15 protein-coding genes are annotated in these 20515 nt (G+C 59.2%); 5 read left to right on the top strand and 10 right to left on the bottom strand.

Annotated elements, in window-relative coordinates:
* Positions 1 to 313: 313 nt before the first annotated feature.
* The 7 genes from CGLAUT_RS11990 to CGLAUT_RS11960 all read right to left on the bottom strand — a co-directional run bounded on the left by CGLAUT_RS11990 (position 314) and on the right by CGLAUT_RS11960 (position 8253).
* Positions 314 to 946 (bottom strand): MusI family membrane protein, encoded by a 633-nt coding sequence (locus CGLAUT_RS11990; protein ID WP_290185466.1) that lies wholly within the window; start codon positions 944 to 946, stop codon positions 314 to 316.
* An 11-nt stretch (positions 947 to 957) separates the two neighbouring features.
* Positions 958 to 1896 (bottom strand): carbohydrate ABC transporter permease, encoded by a 939-nt coding sequence (locus CGLAUT_RS11985; protein WP_290185464.1) that lies wholly within the window; start codon positions 1894 to 1896, stop codon positions 958 to 960.
* Positions 1897 to 1899: 3 nt separating this feature from the next.
* The gene (locus CGLAUT_RS11980) at positions 1900 to 2745 is read right to left on the bottom strand and encodes a carbohydrate ABC transporter permease (protein WP_290185462.1); all 846 of its coding nucleotides are present in this window, start codon (positions 2743 to 2745) and stop codon (positions 1900 to 1902) included.
* 27 nt (positions 2746 to 2772) lie between these two features.
* Positions 2773 to 4116, bottom strand: coding sequence for an ABC transporter substrate-binding protein (locus CGLAUT_RS11975; protein WP_290185460.1), 1344 nt, complete (start codon positions 4114 to 4116; stop codon positions 2773 to 2775).
* A 23-nt stretch (positions 4117 to 4139) separates the two neighbouring features.
* Entirely contained in the window at positions 4140 to 5408 is a 1269-nt protein-coding gene (locus CGLAUT_RS11970; RefSeq protein ID WP_290185458.1) for a DUF4032 domain-containing protein, read from the bottom strand.
* A 133-nt stretch (positions 5409 to 5541) separates the two neighbouring features.
* A complete protein-coding gene (locus CGLAUT_RS11965; RefSeq protein WP_290184422.1) occupies positions 5542 to 7005 on the bottom strand; it encodes an integrase core domain-containing protein in 1464 nt (487 codons plus the stop codon).
* A gap of 114 nt (positions 7006 to 7119) precedes the next feature.
* Positions 7120 to 8253, bottom strand: coding sequence for an ABC transporter ATP-binding protein (locus tag CGLAUT_RS11960; RefSeq protein WP_290185456.1), 1134 nt, complete (start codon positions 8251 to 8253; stop codon positions 7120 to 7122).
* A 198-nt stretch (positions 8254 to 8451) separates the two neighbouring features.
* Between CGLAUT_RS11960 and CGLAUT_RS11955 the strand changes: the two genes are divergently transcribed.
* Positions 8452 to 9399: a YwqG family protein gene (locus tag CGLAUT_RS11955; protein WP_290185454.1), complete on the top strand. Its 948-nt coding sequence runs from the start codon at positions 8452 to 8454 to the stop codon at positions 9397 to 9399.
* A gap of 191 nt (positions 9400 to 9590) precedes the next feature.
* Complete coding sequence (locus CGLAUT_RS11950) at positions 9591 to 10883, top strand: DUF5129 domain-containing protein (RefSeq protein ID WP_290185452.1); 1293 nt, start codon at positions 9591 to 9593, stop codon at positions 10881 to 10883.
* Positions 10884 to 11113: 230 nt separating this feature from the next.
* Here CGLAUT_RS11950 and CGLAUT_RS11945 read toward each other — a convergent pair whose 3' ends face one another.
* Entirely contained in the window at positions 11114 to 13939 is a 2826-nt protein-coding gene (locus tag CGLAUT_RS11945; protein WP_290185450.1) for an FAD-binding and (Fe-S)-binding domain-containing protein, read from the bottom strand.
* An 11-nt stretch (positions 13940 to 13950) separates the two neighbouring features.
* On the opposite strand from CGLAUT_RS11945, the gene CGLAUT_RS11940 reads away from it, so the two are divergent.
* Positions 13951 to 14658, top strand: coding sequence for a GntR family transcriptional regulator (locus CGLAUT_RS11940; protein ID WP_290185448.1), 708 nt, complete (start codon positions 13951 to 13953; stop codon positions 14656 to 14658).
* Here CGLAUT_RS11940 and CGLAUT_RS11935 read toward each other — a convergent pair.
* A complete protein-coding gene (locus tag CGLAUT_RS11935) occupies positions 14655 to 15014 on the bottom strand; it encodes a hypothetical protein (protein WP_290185446.1) in 360 nt (119 codons plus the stop codon). The genes CGLAUT_RS11940 and CGLAUT_RS11935 overlap by 4 nt on opposite strands.
* 2 nt (positions 15015 to 15016) lie before the next feature.
* Positions 15017 to 16372, bottom strand: coding sequence for a TRAP transporter large permease subunit (locus CGLAUT_RS11930; protein WP_290185444.1), 1356 nt, complete (start codon positions 16370 to 16372; stop codon positions 15017 to 15019).
* Between the two features lie 185 nt (positions 16373 to 16557).
* Between CGLAUT_RS11930 and CGLAUT_RS11925 the strand changes: the two genes are divergently transcribed.
* Together CGLAUT_RS11925 and CGLAUT_RS11920 are read left to right on the top strand one after the other, a co-directional pair.
* Entirely contained in the window at positions 16558 to 17484 is a 927-nt protein-coding gene (locus tag CGLAUT_RS11925) for an ornithine cyclodeaminase family protein (RefSeq protein ID WP_290185442.1), read from the top strand.
* A 183-nt stretch (positions 17485 to 17667) separates the two neighbouring features.
* Complete coding sequence (locus CGLAUT_RS11920) at positions 17668 to 20514, top strand: DEAD/DEAH box helicase (protein ID WP_290185440.1); 2847 nt, start codon at positions 17668 to 17670, stop codon at positions 20512 to 20514.
* Position 20515 lies beyond the last annotated feature (1 nt).

Genomic DNA, 20515 nt, shown 5'->3' with positions numbered 1-20515 from the left:
GGGAGATAGGAAAAGGTGTGCGCCGGCCGTGTTAGCCACACGTTAACCACTCCTCTGCGGTTTGCGCCGGCTAGTGGCGAGGGCCACCACGATCCGGCTGCCGGTCAAATATCCGCAGCCTCGGGGCGGAATCTGAGGATGACCTAGCGCTAGTTTCACGTGAAACGGCTGCGGCGGTGGTGTCGTCAAGAGAAGTGTGCGCCCTGCGCGCTGTGTCGGCGGCCTCTAGACGACGGAGAATTGAGCGGCGCCGGCCCCTCTTGACGACGTGGACGCGGTTGTCGCCGTGCGGCCGGTCCTCCAAACGGCAGCGCTACTCCCCTAGCCGTTCCCCGAGTCCTCCAGCGACGACGAGTCTGATGAGGTAGATCGTCATGACTGGGATGAAAAAGAAGGTCATTGGCACCGCCCAGCCAAAGGGTAGCCACAGGATGAGGAGCACACCCGCACCTAGAATGGTGACTGCTGCCACCGTACGGCTGAGGTGGGCGAAGGCGGAGACAACCGCTGAGTTGAAGAGTGCAACAAAGCTCGCCGCCGGTCGGGACCGCGCGGAAGCCCAGCCGTAAAACCACACGGTGATCGCGGCGATGACGAACGCTCCCGAGATCGAAAGCGCCTGGATAATGGTGAGCGCGATGCCCTGCACCCCCGCTTGGAACACCACCCACTGCTGGTACGCCAGTAATGCAATGGCGGCAGCCAACAGTAACCAATATGCGGTAGCGGCTTTCCACTCGTTTGCCAGTTCACGCAGAAACCGCATCGCATGCCCAGAGCCGACTCCCTCTACCATGTCGCGCACTACGACGTTCGCGGCGCGGGTAGCAGCGCCTACGGTGAGAATAGGTAGGCAGCTGACGACGAAGAGCATGTTCAAGATGACGATGTCCGCCATCAGCGTGATGGCGGACATGAACTTCGACTCAGGGTGAAACAGCTGCACAGTTTCTTAGGCTAGCCCTTCACAGCGCCCGCAGCGACGCCCTCCACAATATGCTTCTGCGCGGACATGTAGAAGATGATGATCGGGATGATCGCCAAGACCAGCATCGCCATCATGGCACCTAAGTCGCGGTCACCTTGCGATCCGATGAACTGCTGAAGCACGACCGGGATGGTCCGGTAGGGGGTAGACAGGCCGATCACCAGGTACGGGAGCAGGTAGTCGTTCCATACCCACATCGCGTTGAGGATGGCCACGGTAATTGCAGTTGGCTTCAACATTGGCAAGACGACGCGGAAGAAAGTAGTGAGGGAAGAACACCCATCGATGTAGGCGGCTTCCTCGATCTCAAGGGGGATCGATTTAATGAATCCCGCGAACATGAACACGGACAATCCGGCACCGAAACCGAGGTAAAGCACCACCATGCCGAGGGGATTCGCCAACCCCAGTCGGTCTGCGATCACCACGGTTGGGAACATCACCATCTGAAACGGGATCACCATCGAGAATACAAACACGAAGTACAGTGCGGACGTCCACCACGTTTTCACTCGGGTGATGTAGTACGCCGTCATGGAGCTGAAGAAGACGATCGCCGCAACAGAGAGGATTGTGATCACAAACGACCAAACGATTGCCCAGCCGAATCCTTCACCTTGGATGCCGGTGATGTAGTTCGTGAGCCCAGCCCAGAGTTCGCCAACCGGCAGGGCGAATGGATCGTTGGAAATTGCGAACCGTTCCTTGAATGAGTTCATCAGGATGAAGAAGATCGGGCCGAGGAACACCACGGTGAGAAACACCAGCACTGTGTAGATGAGCACCTTGGCTGGACCAGAGACCTTCGCCTCTTCAGGGGCGGTGGCGGAACGCTCAGTAGAGACATTGACCTTGCCCTCGTTGGGGCCCGGCGTGTCATTCATTGATGGATTGATCTGAACAGTCATGGGTTAGGCCTCCACTTCCCTGCTTCGGGTGGCGCGCAGCTGGAACATAGCGATCACCACGACCACGACCACAAAGATCACGGCCTTTGCTTGACCGACGCCTTCAGCGCCGACGCGGTTAAACATCGTGTTCACGATGTTGAGAGCGACCATTTCTGTTTGGCCGCCGGGAGCTCCGTCGGTAAGCGCCAAGTTCTGGTCGTAGATTTTGAACGTGTTGGACAAAGTCAGGAACAGACAAATCGTGATCGAAGGCATCACCATGGGAATGGTGACGTACCGCAGCATCTCCCAACGACTCACACCGTCGATTTCCGCGGCTTCGATCAGCTCGGGCGGAACGTTTTGTAGACCGGCAATGTAGATGATCATCATGTAGCCGATTAACTGCCAGTTCACCAGCATGATCAAACCGGCATAGCCGAACCGCCAATCGGCTGCGATCGTAGTTTCATAGTTGGCCAGCACCGCATTGATCATGGACTGCCACGTATAACCCAAGACGATGCCGCCAATCAGGTTTGGCAGGAAGAACACTGTCCGGAAGAAGTTCGTTCCCTTGAGTTTGCGGGTGAGCGTCCACGCTAGGGCGAACGCGATGATGTTTACTGTGACGATGGACAGTGCTGAGACCGCAACGGTGAACAGCAGTGCAGACACGAAGCCTTCGCGCTCAGTGAACACCCTTTGGTAGTTGCTGAAGCCGACCCAGGTGGCGTCTGTAATCGTGGTGAATTCGGTGAATGACAGTAGGAAACCGACGACGAAAGGAACGAAGAACGCAATGAGAAATGCGATCAGCGTCGGCAAAACGAAAATTGGAAAGTAGTTTTTTAGCGTCTTTTGCATTGTGTGCTCCTCGGGTGCCGCATCTGGTTAATCCATCAGGGCTATCTGGTTCGCCATCTCAAACTCCCAATCGTCCTTCAACTTGGCCACGACGTCTTCCCACGGCATGTTGCCGATGGCGTACTGGGCAAGATTCTGGCCGTAAAGGTCGCGGAACTGCTGGTTCGGGGAGTACTGGAAATCCCACGGAATCGCCTCTTGCTCTTCGTCGGCGAGTGCTTCCTGCACCTGCCGCGCCAACGGATCGTCTGGGACGTCGTCGGGACCATAATTCTCAAAAGGCGCGATGAAGCCGAGCTCGTCCACTACTAATTCCTTGCCACGATCCGAAAGGAACAGCCAGTTCAGAAAATCGCGGGTGGCCTGCTGGTCCTCTTCGCTGGCGCGTGAGTTCACAGAGAGGAAGTTCTCCGTACCCACGTTGAGACCAACGTTCTCTTCATTCGGCAGCCCCATGTACATGGGCATGAACTTGATCTTGTCTTCCTTGATCACGTTCGATGCGTCAGCCGCAATCTGGCCCCATGCCCAGTTGCCGTTTTGCACCATCGCGACTTTGCCAGTCGCGAACTCCGCCATCGAATCAGAAGTGGATCGCGCCGCCGCCAGCGACGGGGAAACTGTGGAGTTTTGCAGGTAGAGGTCGAAAAGCTGTCTGTAATTGTCGCCGTAGGGGAACTCAATTTCAGCCATGTCGGAAAATTCGTGAATGTTGCGGTCCACAATCTCGTAGTGGAGAGGGCCATTCATCAGGTGGTTCGTCCACCTCCACTCTTCGCCCGCGATCAATGACGTCACCGCGAACGCCGCAGAAATGCCTAACTCGTCCTTGCGGGCTTGCATGTCTTCGGTGACCGCCTTGAGCTCGTCGAAAGTGTCGAGCTCCTCCATCGACGCCACTGCAGGGTCCGGCAGAGCGAAGTAGCGATCCATAATTTCCTCGTTATAAAGGATGCCGAAGGCTTCCATCGCAAACGGGAAACCACGGACCGTGCCGTCCTCCGCGGTAATTGGCTGGGCATCCTCGTTGAGCTCCTGAACCACCTCGTAGTCACTGAGATCGGCGAGGTAGTCCTGCCAAATGCCGTAGCCTTCTTGGCCGTTGATCTGGAACAGCGTTGGCGCGTTCGACTTCGCCATTTCGGCCTTGAGCGTCTGCATGTATGAACCAGAAGCTGCGGTGACCACTTTGACGGGGACACCAGTTTCAGCGGTGTATTCTTCCGCGATTGCTTCGAACTGCTTCGCTTGTTCCGGCTTGAAATTCAGGTAGTACACGTTCGGGCCGTTGTTTTGCCCGCAGGCGCTCAGCTGCGCTGCGCACAAGACAGCTGTAGCTGTTATCGCAGCTACCCGTGTGAGTCTATGCATGGGGATCCTTCCAAAATGTGAATTCAGAACTTGTCAAAGTCATCGAAGTTTTTCTCGTCGCGTGCGCCCACAGCTGCACTCGGACCGTAGATGCGGGCTTCGTTCGGTCTGCCAGGTAGGACGGTGTCAAAGTACGATTCCGCCGCTTCCGCCAGCGGCACGTAGCGGTGCTCGTTCTGGGAAATGAACCAGCGGTGGTCCAAGATCTCGTGGAAGATCTGGGCCGGTTCCAGCTTTTCGCGCAACGGTTCTGGAGTTAGAGCGACCACCGGTTCGTAGGTGCGCACCATCCACCGGTGCGCCACTGCCTCTAGGGGGAGCTTGCCGCCGTACTTCATCGCTCGGTAGACCTCCATTTCGCCCAGCAAGCGCTGGGCTTGGCGGTCTTGCACATCCAAACCAGTGAGGCTCTCCAGCTTCTTGCGATAGAATCCGCTAGAGAACACGGCGGGTTCGATGTGCACCCGGTAGGTATCTCCCGAGTGCTCAATTTCGGTTTCGCCCACGTCGAATCCGAGCTCATTGATCCGGGCCACGCGCTCGGCGATCGCGCCAAATGCGTCGCCTTCCACCACCAACTCACCCGTCATCAGATCCCAAAGTTCGAGGTAAACGCGTTCAATGGCGTCACCGAGCGCAATCACGTCAACCTCTTCGTCGATGGCACCCCCAGCTTGCAGGTCCATGAGCTCGCCGATGATGTTCACCCGCGCCACTTCGACGTCGTAAAGCCTCCGCCCCCTCGAAAGTGGCTCGTGGAATTCGCCAGTCTCGGCGTCGACGAGGTACGCGGAGAATTCGTCCGCGTCGCGGCGAAACAGCGTGTTTGAGAGCGAGACGTCACCCCAGTAGAAGTTGAGCAGGTGCAGGCGCACCAAGAGCACTGCGAGAGCGCGAATCAGCTTGCTGACGGTGTCCGGGTGCAACACGCGCGAGAACACGTCCCGGTACGGCAGGGAGAAGGCCAAATGCTGGGTGACCAGGCACGGGGTGAGTTCATCGCCGGTGTCGCTGACACGATGCGTGATCACCGCGACCGGCATCACGCTGGGGGCATTGAGGTCTTGCAGCTGCTTCAGAGTGCGGTACTCGTGGTACGCGACGCGCTCGCCGATCTCTTTGACCGCAACCACCAAGCCTTCGGTTGCAATCAAACGCACGGTGTGGCGGGAGATGCCGCGCGGCAACGCCGCGAGAAGGTCATCCGACCATTCCTCCAGCGGCGTAGACCACGGCAGCTTAAGCAAAGCCGGAGCGAACACCGCGGAGTTCACATTGAGCTTTTCACTCATGGAACCTCCGATCGCGGCTTCGCCGGCTAGGCAGAGCTAGTTTGTAGGTGTTATGTCCATAGAGTTCTTGGACGTGGAGTCCGAGGACTTTTTGGACGTGGAGTCGGTGGGGTTTTTGGACGCGCTTAGCTGATCATCGTTGTGGTCTGCGTTTTGGCCGTGGCTTGGACAGGTTCGGTTGAAGCTGTGGTGGTTGGCGGTGTTTCATTCCTTCGACCAGGTTGATGTTGATTTGCCCGCCGGGTGGCCTGTGGCTCAGCGTGATCGGTAGCGGCACGCTGAAAAGAAATTCACCGTCGTGGGCTGTGAAGAACTCGGCGACGTTGTCGGCTGTGACCGTGGTGTAGAGCAGACGATTTTTGAATCTCAGGCCGATGTAGAGGCCGTGGGCGAGCACGCGGACAACTCCGTCTTTGCTTACTCGGAGTTCGTCTGGGATGCCCCAGCTGTTTGTTGATCGTGTCGTCGGCATCGTTAATGTGGGGGTATCGGTGGGAGGTAAGCCTTGCTGAGCTGCCACGTCATCGGTGCTGGCCTCGGGTGAAGTTGCCGCTTCCTCGGGGCCGTTTATCACTGTGAATGCTGCTTGAGAGTTGTGTGCCTGGTTGAAAGCGACCACACGGGCCCAAACATTTTCAGGATCAAGCGGATGCGTGGGTGGTGCTGCCTTGGGGAAGGTGTCGAAAGCTTGGCGTGGGGTGATATGCATTTTGCCCACCAGCAGTGATTGGTGGCGTCGTCGCTCGTTGTACACCTGACGATATTCAGCGAGATACTTGTTGACCTCGGTGAGGCTTGCTGGGTGGCGTGCGTCCAGGAATTGGGTCAGCGTGCGGTGGGAGCGCTCGTCTTTTCCTTGGGTTGTGGGAGCAAACCCAGCAATAGCAAGAACACCTTCGCTGGCGAGCCACACTTCAGTAGCTGAGAGATGTCCACGGTGATAAGTGGCGAACGCCTCGCCGTTATCGGAGAGGATCTCTTGGGGTTTGCCGTAGACAGCAAATGCCTCGGCTAATGCAGCGCGCGCATCAGTACCGTTTTCCGGCAAAGCGAATGCTTTGGTACCTACATCGAATCTGCTGGCGTCGTCGATGATCTGGTAAATCGTCACGTGCGTGTGCGCATGGTCGAACAGACGGTAGACCAGCCCGTCGATCTGCCACAGCTCACCAACGAAATCGCGGGCGAATCGTTTATACGAGCTGCGTGGGCGTTTACGGGCATTGGCATCGACAAAACCCAGCTCGTGAAGCCACGACGCGATGGTAGAACGCGACGGGGTGCGATCAGCACCGACGGAATCGAACAAGTAGTAATAGATCGACCACGGGCCGTAATCCAACCCCTGTTCCATCAAATGATGTCTAGCGTTAACAACCGCGATTTTGTCGGCGCCATCAAACTTTCTCGCCGGGTTCTTCGGGGCGGTCGAATCCGGCAAAATGCCAGATCGGCCCCTTTGAGATACCCGGTCTTTGATGTTGGCGTACGTCTGACGCGAGATGCCCAATTCTTTGCAAAACTGTGTGATCGTTTTGCCGTCGCGGACCGGATCGAAATCAGCGACCTTTCTACGCTTGTGCAATGAAATAGCCATCGGACTATTCCACCGCCGCACGCGTCCAAAAAGCCTCTAGACATCATGCCCAAAAACCTCCTGGACTCCATGTCCAAGAAGTCCCCAGACATCACAGAGCTAGTTTGTAGGTCTTTAGATCCTGTTTTCAGTGGATTTGGAGAAGGCGTGCAAGCCTCCGTCGACAATGCGGACATGAATGGTGTCGCCTTCGCGGGCGCCTGAAAGTGGCGGGGTCCGCACAACAATCTGGCTGCTGTTGCCTTCATCGCCTTCGACGATGCCTTCATCGCGCCAGCCACCACCAGCGAGGTGGCCATAAACGTACGAGTCGGAGCCGAGCTCTTCGACAAAGTCGACTTCAACCGGGATAGTGTGCTCAACGGTGCTATCCACCAGCTCGAGCGACTCGGGCCTGAAGCCGAGAATGACCTGGCCGTTGTCCTCGGCTGTGATGGCCTCCAACACATGGTCCGGCAGTGGAATGGACGCCTGGTTCAACCGAGCAGTGCGCGAAGCCGGGTCGATGTCAAAAGTGGACAAGTTCATCGCTGGAGAGCCGATGAAGCCGGCGACAAAGACGTTGTCCGGGCGTTCATAGAGCTCCCGCGGAGTGCCCACCTGCTGCAGCACGCCGAAGTTCAGGACGGCGATGCGGTCCCCCATGGTCAGCGCCTCGGTTTGGTCGTGCGTGACGTAAAGGGTGGTCACGCCCATCCGGCGCTGCAGGTTCGCGATCTGCGTACGGGTTTGCACGCGCAGCTTCGCGTCGAGGTTGGAAAGCGGCTCGTCCATCAGGAAGACCTGCGGCTCGCGCACAATCGCACGGCCCATCGCCACGCGCTGACGCTGACCACCGGAAAGCGCCTTCGGCTTTCGATCCAGGTACTCGGTCAGGTCAAGGGTCTTTGCCGCTTCTTCGACGCGGCGGTTCATCTCCGCCTTATCCATGCCGGCGATCTTGAGCGCAAAGCCGATGTTTTCTCGCACCGTCATGTGCGGGTACAGCGCGTAGTTCTGGAACACCATCGCGATGTCGCGTTCTTTCGGGTCAAGCCGGGTGACATCCCGGTCGCCGATCAAGATGCGGCCCTCGTTGGTGTCTTCGAGGCCCGCGAGCATGCGCAATGCGGTGGATTTACCGGATCCGGACGGGCCGACGAGGACCAGGAATTCGCCGTCCGCGATCTCGAGGTTCAGGCGGTCAACGCTGGGTTTAGAGGCGCCGGGGTAAATCCTCGTCGCGTTGTCATAAGTCACTGCTGCCATTTCTCTGCGCTCCTCCATCGGCAGGTACGTGCCGAACGATCCGTTGTGGGGGTTGGTGCTATGTATGTTACGCCGGAGGCGGAGGCCAAGGAGCGCTTTTGGGTCATCCTCGTTGCCTCCGCTCCCGCCGCGCACATCACCCAGAGCAAGTTCAGGGCAAAGAGCTTATCGACGGAGTGTTGTTGGCAGGATGGTGCCATGACTACGTACCAAGCGGCGATGTTCGACTTTGACGTACCGCCGCCCGTTCCCACCATCACCCTCACGCACGACCCAGCGATCCCAGATACGCCCACCGCTACCAAGATTGGCGGGCTTCCCTACCTGCCTGCGCATGTGGAATGGCCGACCTACACCTACGGCCCGATGATGTTCTACGCGCAGTTGAACTTCGAGGAGCTGCCGCCTCTGCCGGGATTCCCGGAGCACGGCATCGTGCAGTTTTTCGGCGGTACGGATGAGATCTTCGGCTCGGACGATGTTGACGGCTGCTTCGTGCGCTGGATTGAAGACACGACTGCGCCTTCGGTGGGCACTCGGCCCGAGGGTGCCTTCTGCGACAATGGGCCGTTCACTAATCAGGACACGGTGCTCCCCTTACGCGGTGTTCTGGAAACCGCCCTCCCTAGTAGCGAGATGTCACGGATCCGAAACTGGGCCGTAGGCGGCCCATACCCTGATGAGAATGACCGCGACATGTTCGCATCACGCACCGAGGTACTTCGGCGGGGAGACGAGCTGACGATCATCAAGGCCCACGGCAGGGAGCTGCACTGGCGCAAAGGCACACCCGGCGGGGAATGGGAGGAACAGATAGAGTTCACCGCGAACAAAACCGACGAGCGTATCGATGAGCTCAAGCAGGAAGCGTTGAACGACGGCTTCGTCGAGTACCCCGAGGCATTCAACCGAGTCGTCACAATCCTCATTGACTTCAATGCCGGGCACCGCGTTGGCGGCTACCCGTTTTTCACGCAGACCGACCCACGGCCTGCGTTCGCCGATTCCATCCAGCTGCTCCAACTCGACACAGAGATGCCCAATGTGATGTGGGGTGATGTCGGCCTCGCCCACTGGTTCATTAGCTCGAAGGATCTCGCGCGCAGGGATTTCAGCAACGTGACCTTCGCCTGGGACTGCTACTAGCCGAGTTTTCGTAGAATCCAACCCATGGCAGATAGAGGAAAAGGCTTCCGCGGGTCAAAGAGCAACTCGTTCAAGGACTGGGCCGCCGTGCTCGGCATTACCGCACTGCTAGGTCTCGGAGGCGGTGCGCTCGGTTATGCCACCACCGAGGCCCCGACGCGGCCGACTCACAGATCGCCACCCAAGCGGAAATGCCCGAGGTCATGATCTCCGACCCCGGCGACGTGCTCACACCTGACGACGAAGCTCGCCTGAAGCGCGATGCGGAACGCCTCAATCGCCCGGATACGGTGAAGACGCTGCACTACATCGCGCTCACTGAGAACCGCGACAACGTCAACGACTCGGTGGAGAACTTCCTCCGCGACAACTTCCCCGACCAGATCGGCAATGAGAAGTACGCCGACGGCGTGCTCATCGTCGGTACGGACGTCGTTGGCCGTCATAACTTCATCGTGGCTGGTGAGGACGTTGCAGACCAGCTCTATATCCGGGACGGCCAGCGCCTCGAAGATGCTCTCGAAGCCATGAAGCCGGGGCTTCGCGACAACAACATTCCGGGCGGTTTCTTCGCCGGTGCAAATGTCGCCACCGACATCGAAGCGGCCCAGAACTACCCGGTCGAGAAGGCTGATTCTGACCGCGGCAGTGCCATGGTCGGCTACGGTGTCGGTGCCGGCGCCGCGGGCCTTGCAGGTGGTTCGATGACCGCCATTCGGCGAAACAAGCGGCGGAAGCAGATTGCTCAGGCTCGAGAGAATCACGCAATCGTCGCAAATGAATTTACTGGCCTGAGCCAGCGACTGGATGAGCTGGACATCCGAGCTAACTCCGTGTCCTCCGCTTTTGCCGACGCCGAGCTGCGCGAGCAGTGGGAGGAGGTGCGCGGGCGCTTCCTGGGGCTGCACGAGGTGACGCAGCTGGGGGTGGACACGGACCGCCAGGCGTGGGAGAACCGCAAGGCGCTGGAGGAGGCCGCCGCAACGGTGACCGACACCGGCCACGCGGAGGAGAACATCAATCGCCTGTTCAACGCGGAGCGGGGCGACATTGCCACCCGCCGCTCGATCCTGCTGGACATCCGCACCGACGCGCAGAACGCGCGCCGCGAGGTGAGGGACAAGGAGATCAAGCGCGACCTGCAGGCGCTCGAGGCCCGCATCGAGGAGCTGGACCGCAACGCCGCCGCGCCGGACTTCATCGACCAGTTTGTGATCCTGCTGCGTGATTACTCCACCCTGCTTGACGAAGTCAAACGCCGCGAATTCTCCGATGTCCCCGAGCACAACCAGCTCGACTCCCCCACTATTACGCAGCCGGGCTTCATCTACGGAACCTACGTGCCGTACGTGCACATGAGTTCCTGGCACAGCTCGAATGTTGAGGCCGAGCAGCAGGCCCAGTCGTCCGCGTCGAGTTCGTCGAGCATCAACACGTCGTACAGCTCGGGGTTCTCGGGTGCAGGTGGCTCCAGCTCCTACTAAGAGCTTTTCGCTTATCGACGCCTCCCCTGCCGGTGCGGGGATAAAGTGAGGCCCCCTCGCGCGCTCGCACTCTAAATGGGGGGGTGGGTGAGTGCTCTACCGGCCTCGGGGGGGATGGGCCGTGGGCGAGGGGACCTACGCGCAGGAGTATACGCGCATTTGTGTGACATGTCTACTGACCGCAATACTCGCAGGTTAATGTGATTGCGGGCGAGGTACTGGCTGATCGGTTAGTCCAATCCAGCCAGCACGTCACGAACAATCTCGGAGAGATGCTGCGCATTCTCATTAGTGCCTTGAAGCACTTGGGTTCGGCAGGAGAAACCGTCGGCTAGCAACGGGCCTCTACCGTTTAGTGCGTGCTCGCGCACGCGTGGGAAGAGCTCCCGTTCACCCAGCTCCATCGACAACTCACCGTGTCCTGCTTCGAAACCCCAGTTGCCAGCGAGACCGCAACAACCCGTCTCAATCTGTTGCTCGTCGTATCCCAGTGCTTCGAGGACCAAGGTGGACTGCTGCGGGTCGCCTAGTGCACGTTCGTGGCAGTGCACTTGAGTCAAAACGCTGCCAACACCGCCAGGGATGACACCGCTCTCTACGAGTTCGCTTAATCGGGGGGCTGCAGCCTCAGCGAAGCTTATGGTTGCACCGGCAAGACGAGCAACCTCCGGGTCGGCGGTCTGCGTTGCAGACTCATGCTGAAGCATGACCTTGCAGGATGGCTCCAGGGCGACCACGGGATAACCTTGGTCTAGGTAAGGCTTGAATATCTTGGCAGAGTGTTCAAGCACTCGCCGTGTCATTTCCAGCTGGCCGGTTGAATGCCAAGTCAGCCCACAGCAGACAAAGTCCTGGGGAATTATGACCTCGTACCCGAGCATCTCCAGAGCTTCCACTGCGGCAACACCTGCAGCGGTAGCGAGGTTGTTGTTAAAAGAATCAGGCCAAAGCACCAGAGTGCCAGCGGCGCTCGAAATCAAAGACTTCTCGGACGACTTTCGCTTACGGGACCAGTCCTGGAGACTTTCCGGGGAAAAGCTGATCAGGGGCCGGTTGGTGTCTACGCCACCGACCTTGGCGACGAAAGTGGAGATCAAGGGCGCATGCATCGCGAAATTTACAACGCGGGGTACACCAGGAAGCTTTTGGGCAATACGGCTGAGCAGGGGCAGCCATCCCATCAGGTAATGCACCCGCGGTCTCACTTTGCCCTGATAATGGTCGTGCAGAAACTCGGACTTGTACGTAGCCATGTCCACGTTCACCGGACACTCCGTTGCGCAGGCTTTACACGACAGGCACAGGTCGAGGGCTTCTTCCACACCTTCCCCATCAATGGTCTCTCCACGGAACAGCTCGGAAAGGATGCGCGCGCGGCCACGAGTGGAGTGCACTTCGTCGCGGGTGATCTGGAAGGAGGGGCACATCCCACCGTCCATAGACCTGCAGGCCGAAACGCCTACACATCGATTTACAGCGTTGGTGAAACTGCCACCGTCGCGGGGAAACAGCTGGATTGGCTCGATCTCGTTGGTGCGCTGAGCGGGCTCCATTCGTAAACCTTCGGTGGTGGCGTCCGCGAAAACTAGGACACCTGGGTTGAAAACGCGTTGAGGGTCGAAGAGGAGCTTGAACTGTTCGAATAGCGCGCGCATCTGAGGGCTGTACATTTTGTACAAGAGAGCGGAGCGAGCGCGGCCGTCTCCGTGCTCGCCTGAAAGTGACCCTCCATGACGTGCGACCAGCTCTGCCGCATCATTCATAAAGGAGTGGAAATTGGCGATGCCGTCGGTTGTGTGGAAGTCGAAACTGATACGCACGTGAACGCAGCCTTCCCCGAAGTGCCCGAACGGGATTCCCTGATATCCGTATTGGTCCATCAGCTCGTAAAGACCACGAAGGTAATCCGCTAGATTCTCGGCAGGGACGGCCGAGTCTTCCCAGCTTGGCCATGCCTCTCCCCCGTCAGGAAGCCTTGTCACAATACCTGCCGACGCCTCGCGAATCCGCCAAAGGGAACGCGCCTCGACGGGATCTGACACCACCACAGCACCTGTGTGCTCAACTGAGTTGGTGAGATCCTCGGCTAGGGAGATAGCACCCTCAACAGTGTCTCCTTGAGTTTCGCAGTACAACCAGCCCCCTGCGTTCGGCTGACCAGGGAGGTTCTCTCCTGCGTTGGCCATACCATTCTTCATTCGGAGGGCGTTGAGCAGGTCGCCGCCCATGCCCTCGATTGTGGCAACTCCTGGCAGACGAAGAATGGGTGCTGCTTTCGCAGCTGCAAAAACGTCTTCAAATGACAGCACAGCCAGCGCGACAGCCTTTGGCATTTCCACAAGACGCACAGTCATCTGGGTGATGATGCCTAGTGTGCCTTCGCTACCCGAAATGGCCTTGGCCATGTCAGAGCCAAGGAAGTGGAGACCATACCCGGATACTTGCCGCGGGAAGCGACCGAGTTCTGACTCGATCAAATCTCGATGATCTCTGTAAAGCGAACGGAGTTCTTGTTCGAGCTCTGGGTCCGAGCACCCATCGCGCGTGAAGGTGACTAGTCGGCCGTCGAAAAGCAAAAGCTCTATGGAGATCAAGTTGTCTGCCGATGTTCCATAAGCTACCGAGTGCGAACCGCATGCATTGTTAGCCACCATGCCGCCAATCGTGCAGCGAGAGTGCGTCGACGGATCCGGACCGTATGTGAGACCGTGCTCAGCCGCCGCAGTGCGGAGGTCATCGCATACAACTCCAGGTTCAATTGTTGCGGTCTTTGCGGTTGGGTCGATCGAGAGAATCTTGTTGAAGTGGCGGGAGGTGTCGATCACTAGGCCATCACCGATTGCATTTCCGGCTACAGATGATCCACCACCTCGAGCTACGATCGGCCATCCTCGCTCACGTGCGTAAGCAACCGCTTCGATGACCTCCTGTTTGGATTCTGGCTCAATAACCGCTGCCGGCACGCGTCGGTAGATGGATGCGTCCGAGCTATAGGCTGCGCGCGTCGGCATGTCCTTGCGGAGTTTGCTGAGGATGGAGTCTGATGCCTGTGACATGATCATTCCTTATGACAAAGATGGCTGACAGCGTGGTGGAATACGTTCGGGATGCCGTCCACTCGGGCACCATGCAGCCGGACGAATGGTACAGCGTGGTTCAGATCGCCAGCGAACTTGGAATGTCGCGTTCCCCCGTGAGGGAAGGGCTGCTGAGATTGCAAGAAGCTGGGTTGATTCGGTTCGTTAAGAACCGTGGTTTCCAGATCATCCGATCGGGGCCTGCAGATGTAGCTGAGATTTTTGCGATCCGATTGGGTATCGAGCCCGCCGCGGCCTACCGCGCGGCAAAGTTCCGCACCAAAGAGGATCTTTCGCTGATTGACGACCGAGTGGCGTCGATGGAGCGCCTCGCGACTTCGGGTGAAGAAGACGAGTTCTTTGTTCACGATCGCGCATTGCATTCGTTGATCCTCGAGACCGGCAATGCTCGCAGAGGGGAGGCCGTTGTGGACCAACTGCGAAACATTACGCGGGTCCTTGGCCACTCCACGGCTGGCAAGTCCCGTTCGTTGTCCGACATTCTGAATGAGCACGGTCCGATAGTGGAGGCGATCCGCAATGGAGATGCGGACCGAGCTCGTCAAGCGATGCATCACCACCTCACCACGACAGGTCTGTTGCTTCTCCAGCAGGCCTGGGATCAACCGACTGATGCAGCCGTTGCAAGGCCGGAGGCGGTTGAACTGTTCTGGGACCGGCACGTTGGAGGTCTCTAGTCGTTGTTTGATCGCCGCCGCTTGAGGCGCCGCTCTTGGAAATCGTGGAACTCGCGGCGTACATCTTCCTCCACATGGGTTCGGTGCTCCTCGTTTTCCCTGCGTTCCTTCTCAATCTGACGCTTGCGGGAAGCCCGTGCTTCCGGGCTGTAACTGAGCACGAATGCGGACATCGCGCAGAGTGTTGCTGCCGCAAAGACCCATGGAGCGAGCGATTTCTTGACTGTCGTGATTAGTCCACCATCCAGCATGAACAATCCGGCAGTCTGCGCCAGCACGATGAGTAGCCCGCCTACGAGGAACGTCACCAGTAGGAAAAGGAAAACGTATTTAAACAGTTTGAAGAAAGCATTCATTGTCAGACTCCTGTAGGAACGTAGACCGGAAGGAAACCCATTCCTACTAGCCAGGCGACCAAAATCATTGGTAGCACGAAGTAGACGATCAGCGGGATGAACATTTTGGTGGGGTTCGCATCTGCCATCGCAGCGGATAGATAGATCGGGGCCCCGACGGGTGGCGAAGCACCCTCCGTGGAGGTGCACAGAAGCACAACCACAATCGCTACCGTTGGGTCAATCCCAACCGCAGTCAATGCAGCGACGGCAGGGGCTCCGATTGCAGCTGCAGTGGCCGTCGAGGACAAGGGTGTAGCCACGATCACAGCAAGAACTCCTACGATCAGGATCATTGCCCATGCCGGGAGATTCATCGCGCTAAGGGTGTTGGAGAGCTGATCCCCCACTCCCAGTTCTTCCATGATGGCCGCGGCAGCGAGCGCCGCAAAGAGCGAGATTCCCACTGTGGCGAAGCTGGGAAGCTCCTTTTCAAGCTTGGCTCTAAACTCTTGTTTGTTTTGGCGCAGACGGTTGAAGCCTTCAATTAACGCAATGAGGGTGATCAACACTGGCACCCAGACGATAATGGAGATGGCTTTCACACCATCCTCTCCAACGCCGGTGGACTCCTTTAGCCAGTTGGCCAATGGGCCAATTGTGATCAACACCGGAATTAAGATGCCCATGAAGATGGACGGGGAGCGCCACCCGGCGGCCCAGGCCTCGTTGAACGGCACAATCTGGTCTTTGGGAGTCTTTGGTATGTTGTCCTTCTTCGTCCAGAACCAGACGACGATGAGACGGTAGAGAACGGCGTAGGCACCAGCACACGCGAGAGCTACGTAGACCTGACTCGCGGAAGATGCTGCTGCTGCGGGCATAGCCAGGATGATGAACATTGTGGAGTTTGGCGGCAATGCAACGCCAAGTCCTGAGTTTCCGGCAATGAGGGTTGCGGCTCGATTGGAGCTAAACCCTGTTTTCTTCATCCAAGGGATAGTGACCGAGCCGACCGTTGCAGAGTTACCCGCCGTAGATCCAGCGATCAAGCCCATCAGTGCAGAAGCGAAAGTGGAAACATAACCTGCGCCACCACGGAGCCTGCCGAAGATCGAGTTCAAGATGGTGATCAGCCTATCGATCAGACCCGTCGCCTGAACGATGACTCCCATGAAGACAAACGCCATGCCAGCAAACGTGACTTCAGACGTGATGGCGGTGGTGATGCCGTGCCACAGTAGCTGCGGGGCATCCGCGCCACCCACCAAAGCGACTCCGATTAGTCCCAGGAGTAGCGCCTCTGCGATATCGCGTTTCAAGAACACGTTGAACACGATCGTGATTGCGATGAAGACAACCAGTGCGACGATTCCCATGTGGCACCCCTTTCATTGTTCAGATGTAGTGATGTCGAACACACTACGGTAGTAACATGTTACGTGTGGCGTTTTCCACGCATTGGTTGAAATTTCGACGACACGCCAACTGAACCTGCCTGTGAGCACAGATCATTCGAGAAGCTGGAAGCACCCATGAATGTTGCTCCCCTACCCTGGCAACCATGCGCTACCTAGACAGCGAGGCAGTCCTCCGGCTCCTCAGCCCCCGTGAGACGGTTGAAGCAATCCGCAGGCCGCTGCTCGAGGGTTTCGACCCAGCCACCGATCCGCACCGCATCAAGGTCGGACTCGACCACGGTGAGATGCACCTGCTGCCCTCATCGGACGGGAGATATGCGGGAGTCAAAATCCTGGGTATCCAGCCCCCGGGCTCAACCGAGCAAGTTCCCTTAGTACAAGGCTCGTACCTACTCATGGGTGGCCGGACGCTCACACCCGAACTGCTTATCGACGCCGCAGCGCTCACCCGGCTCCGCACCCCGGCGGTCGCTGTCGCTGGCGTGCTGGACTTGCTACGGGCTTCCTCGGAACCGTTGGAAGTCGCAATCTTCGGCACCGGCGTGCAAGGACGCGCACATGCCGCAACTATCACCGATGCCCTCCACGGCGTTCGAGAGGTACGTTGCACCTTCATCTCCCGCAGCCAGCCCGCCGACCTGCCGTGGCCTTCGGTTGGCGTTGGCAGTGCGGAGTCTGACCAGATCGTCAGCCGCGCCGGGCTGATGGTCACCGCGACATCCTCCCCGGAACCCATCGTCACATCGGAGCAATTGCTTGACGACGCCATCGTGCTCGCCGTCGGAGCCCATACTGCGGACACACGGGAACTCCACGAGAGCGTGCTCCAGGGCGCCCAGGTGATTGTGGAGGACATTGCCGCTGCCGAGCGCGAAGCTGGCGACGTGGTGCAGGCGATTGAAGCTGCGGCGATTACGACTGCCGATCTGATCCCGATGCGCGATGTGGTTCGCGGCGATGTTGAGCTGGACCCGGCGCGTCGGGTGGTGTTCAAAACGGTCGGTATGCCGTGGGAAGACCTCGCCGTGGCACGCGCGGTGGCAGAGACAGTGGAGCAGAAGGCTCGTTGATCGGAACCCTGCACCACAAATAAGCCCTAGTTCGAATCGAACTGCGGATGCATGTCCAGTCGCTAAGGGTGCGCAGGTGACTTTTCGGATCGGTTTTCACCTACCCGGAAACTCGTCGTAGAAGGCAACAGTAAGTGTGTTTCGAAGGGTATTTCGGCAGGTAAATGGGTTAAGCTCCACTCCATGTCTACTCCCGTGACCTCTTTTATGGACCAGTCCGAGACCCGACCGGCGTACGCCCCTGGCCTTATGGTCAAAGTCCGCGACGAACTCTGGCTGATTACGAGTGTCACACAGTCCGTGGACGGCCAACTGATCAAAGTACGGGGCCTGTCGGAATACGTGCGCGACACCACGGCGAGCTTCTACACCGCCCTAGATAAGATCGAGGTCTTCGACCCAGCAAAGGTCGAGGTAGTCCCCGACCACTCCCCCGGATACCGCACCACGCGCCTATGGCTTGAAACCACGCTGCGCCAAACCCCTGTACCGCTGTACCAGGAGCAGCTCTCTGTGGCAGAGCAGATGCTCATGGATCCGCTGGACTACCAGCTCACCGCTGTGCGCAAGGCGCTTAGCGACGACAACCTGCGCCCCCGCGTCCTCATCGCCGACGCCGTCGGCCTGGGCAAGACCCTGGAGATCGGCATGATCCTCTCGGAGCTGATTCGGCGTGGGCGCGGCGAACGCATCCTGGTGGTCACCCCGAAGCACATCATGGAGCAATTCCAGCAGGAGATGTGGTCGCGCTTCGCCATCCCGCTGGTCCGCCTGGACTCGGCCGGCATCCAACGCGTGCAGCGCATCCTGCCGGCAAGTAGAAACCCGTTCACCTACTTCCCGCGCGTCATCGTGTCCATGGACACACTCAAAAGTGCGAAGTACCGCGCGTACCTGGAGAAGGTGCGGTGGGACGCGGTGGTGATGGATGAGATCCACAACGCCACCAATGTAGGCACCCAGAACAACGAGCTCGCCCGCACCCTCGCACCCACCACCGAGGCGCTCCTGCTCGCCTCCGCTACCCCGCACAACGGCGACCCGGAATCCTTTAAGGAGATCCTGCGCCTCCTCGACCCCACCGCAGTGATGCCGGACGGCACGATCGACCAGCAGGCCGTTTCCAGGCTGCTCATCCGCCGCCACCGCCACAGCGAGGAGGTCGCCAGCGTGGTCGGTGAGCAGTGGGCCGAGCGCAAGGACCCCGTCAACATCCCGGTGGAGGCTTCCAACGAGGAGAACGCCGTCGCTGCGGAGCTCGAGCAGACCTGGATCAACCACAACCCGGCCGCCGACCGCCTCTTCCCGTGGACCCTGATCAAGGCGTTCCTCTCTTCCCCGGCCGCGCTCGAGGAGACGATCCAGAACCGCCTGAAAAACCCCAAGGTCGACACCACCCAACGGGGAGCCCTCGAGCGTCTCCACGAGCTCAACGCAAAGGTCACGCGCCAGAACTCCAACAAATACGCGGCCCTCGTGAACTACCTGCAGGACATCGGCATTGCCAAGAACAGCCCCACCCGCGTGGTGGTGTTCTCCGAGCGCGTGGCCACGTTGCATTGGCTCCAGCAGAACCTGATCACAGACATGAAGCTGACCAAAGACCAGGTCCAGATCATGCACGGCGGCTTGAGCGACGAGGAGCAGATGCGGCTCGTGGACGAATTCAAGCGCGAAGACTCCAAACTCCGCGTGCTGGTCACCGGCGATGTGGCGTCGGAAGGCGTGAACCTGCACACGCTGTGCCACAACCTGGTGCATTACGACATCCCGTGGTCGCTCATCCGCATCCAGCAGCGCAACGGCCGCGTGGACCGCTACGGGCAGACCGAGCCCCCGCAGATCGCAGCGCTCCTGCTGGACACGAAGCAGGGCGGCTACGTCGGCGAACTGCACGTGCTGGCCAAGTTGATCAACCGCGAGAATGAGGCGCACGCGCTGCTCGGTGATGTCGGCTCGCTCATCGGTAAGCACACGGTCACCGGTGAGGAAGAGGAGATCCGCAAGGTGATCCAGAACCAGCTCGCCTTCGACGACGTGGTGAAAACGCCCGAGGAGATCGCCAGCGCGCAAGCGGAAACAGAGGCCGATCTCATCGACTTCTGGATGTCGGGCTTCTTGCTTGACGACGAACTTCCGGCCCCCACCGCCCCCCTCAAACCAGCCGAGACCCAAAGCCTCTACCCCTCCGAGATCGCGTACCTGGAAGATGCCCTGAACGAGGCCTTCCACGCGGCACCGGAGAAACCCCTTTCAGCAGGTGGCGTGCAGTTCCAGCTGCACGACAACGGCGTGGCCGAGCTCGAACCCACGGAGGACCTGCGCCGCCGCTTCGAGGTGCTGCCGCAGGACTTCCTGGCGGACCGCAAGGTGCGCGAACACTTCCAGCTGGCCACCAATCACGCGGTGGGCAACGAGGTCCTGCGCAAGGCACGCACTGGCCATGACGGCTCCACCTGGCCCAAAGCCCACTTCTTGGGTCCCCTGCACCCGGTGACGGACTGGGCAACGGACCGCGCGCTCGCTTCCCTGTCCGCCGGGCAGATCACCGCGATCGAGGGCGACGTGCCCATGCCCACCGTCCTACTCATGGCCACGCTTACCAACAAGCGCGGCCAGGTGGTCTCCCGCGCCTTCGTCACCGTGGCAGGCGGGATGCTCCCGCAGACCATCGAGGACCCCATCGCGTGGCTTCGCGGCATCGGGCTGACCGAACAGGCCATCAACCCCGGCACCCTCACCCTGCCGGAGGACACAAGTGAGCTCATCGCGCAGTCCGTCCAGGCCGCGAGCAACCAGCTCCAACCGATGATGGCCGCCGCCCGCAACCACGCGCACGAGCGCATCGGGCACTGGTCCACGCGCGCCCAGGACTGGGAGGACGCGAAGGCGGGTGTGCAGACCACGGTGCGCGTGGGCCGCTCCGCCAACCTCATCGAACAAGAGAAGTCCCTCATCTCCTCGCTCGAACCGGACCGCGAACTCATTCGCCCCCTCGTCCTCGTCCTTCCAGAAAACCAGGAGCGCTAAC

Origin of the sequence: Corynebacterium glaucum (assembly GCF_030408855.1) — a bacterium.
GTDB lineage: Bacteria > Actinomycetota > Actinomycetes > Mycobacteriales > Mycobacteriaceae > Corynebacterium > Corynebacterium glaucum.
This window is presented reverse-complemented; position numbering and strand designations above follow the sequence as displayed.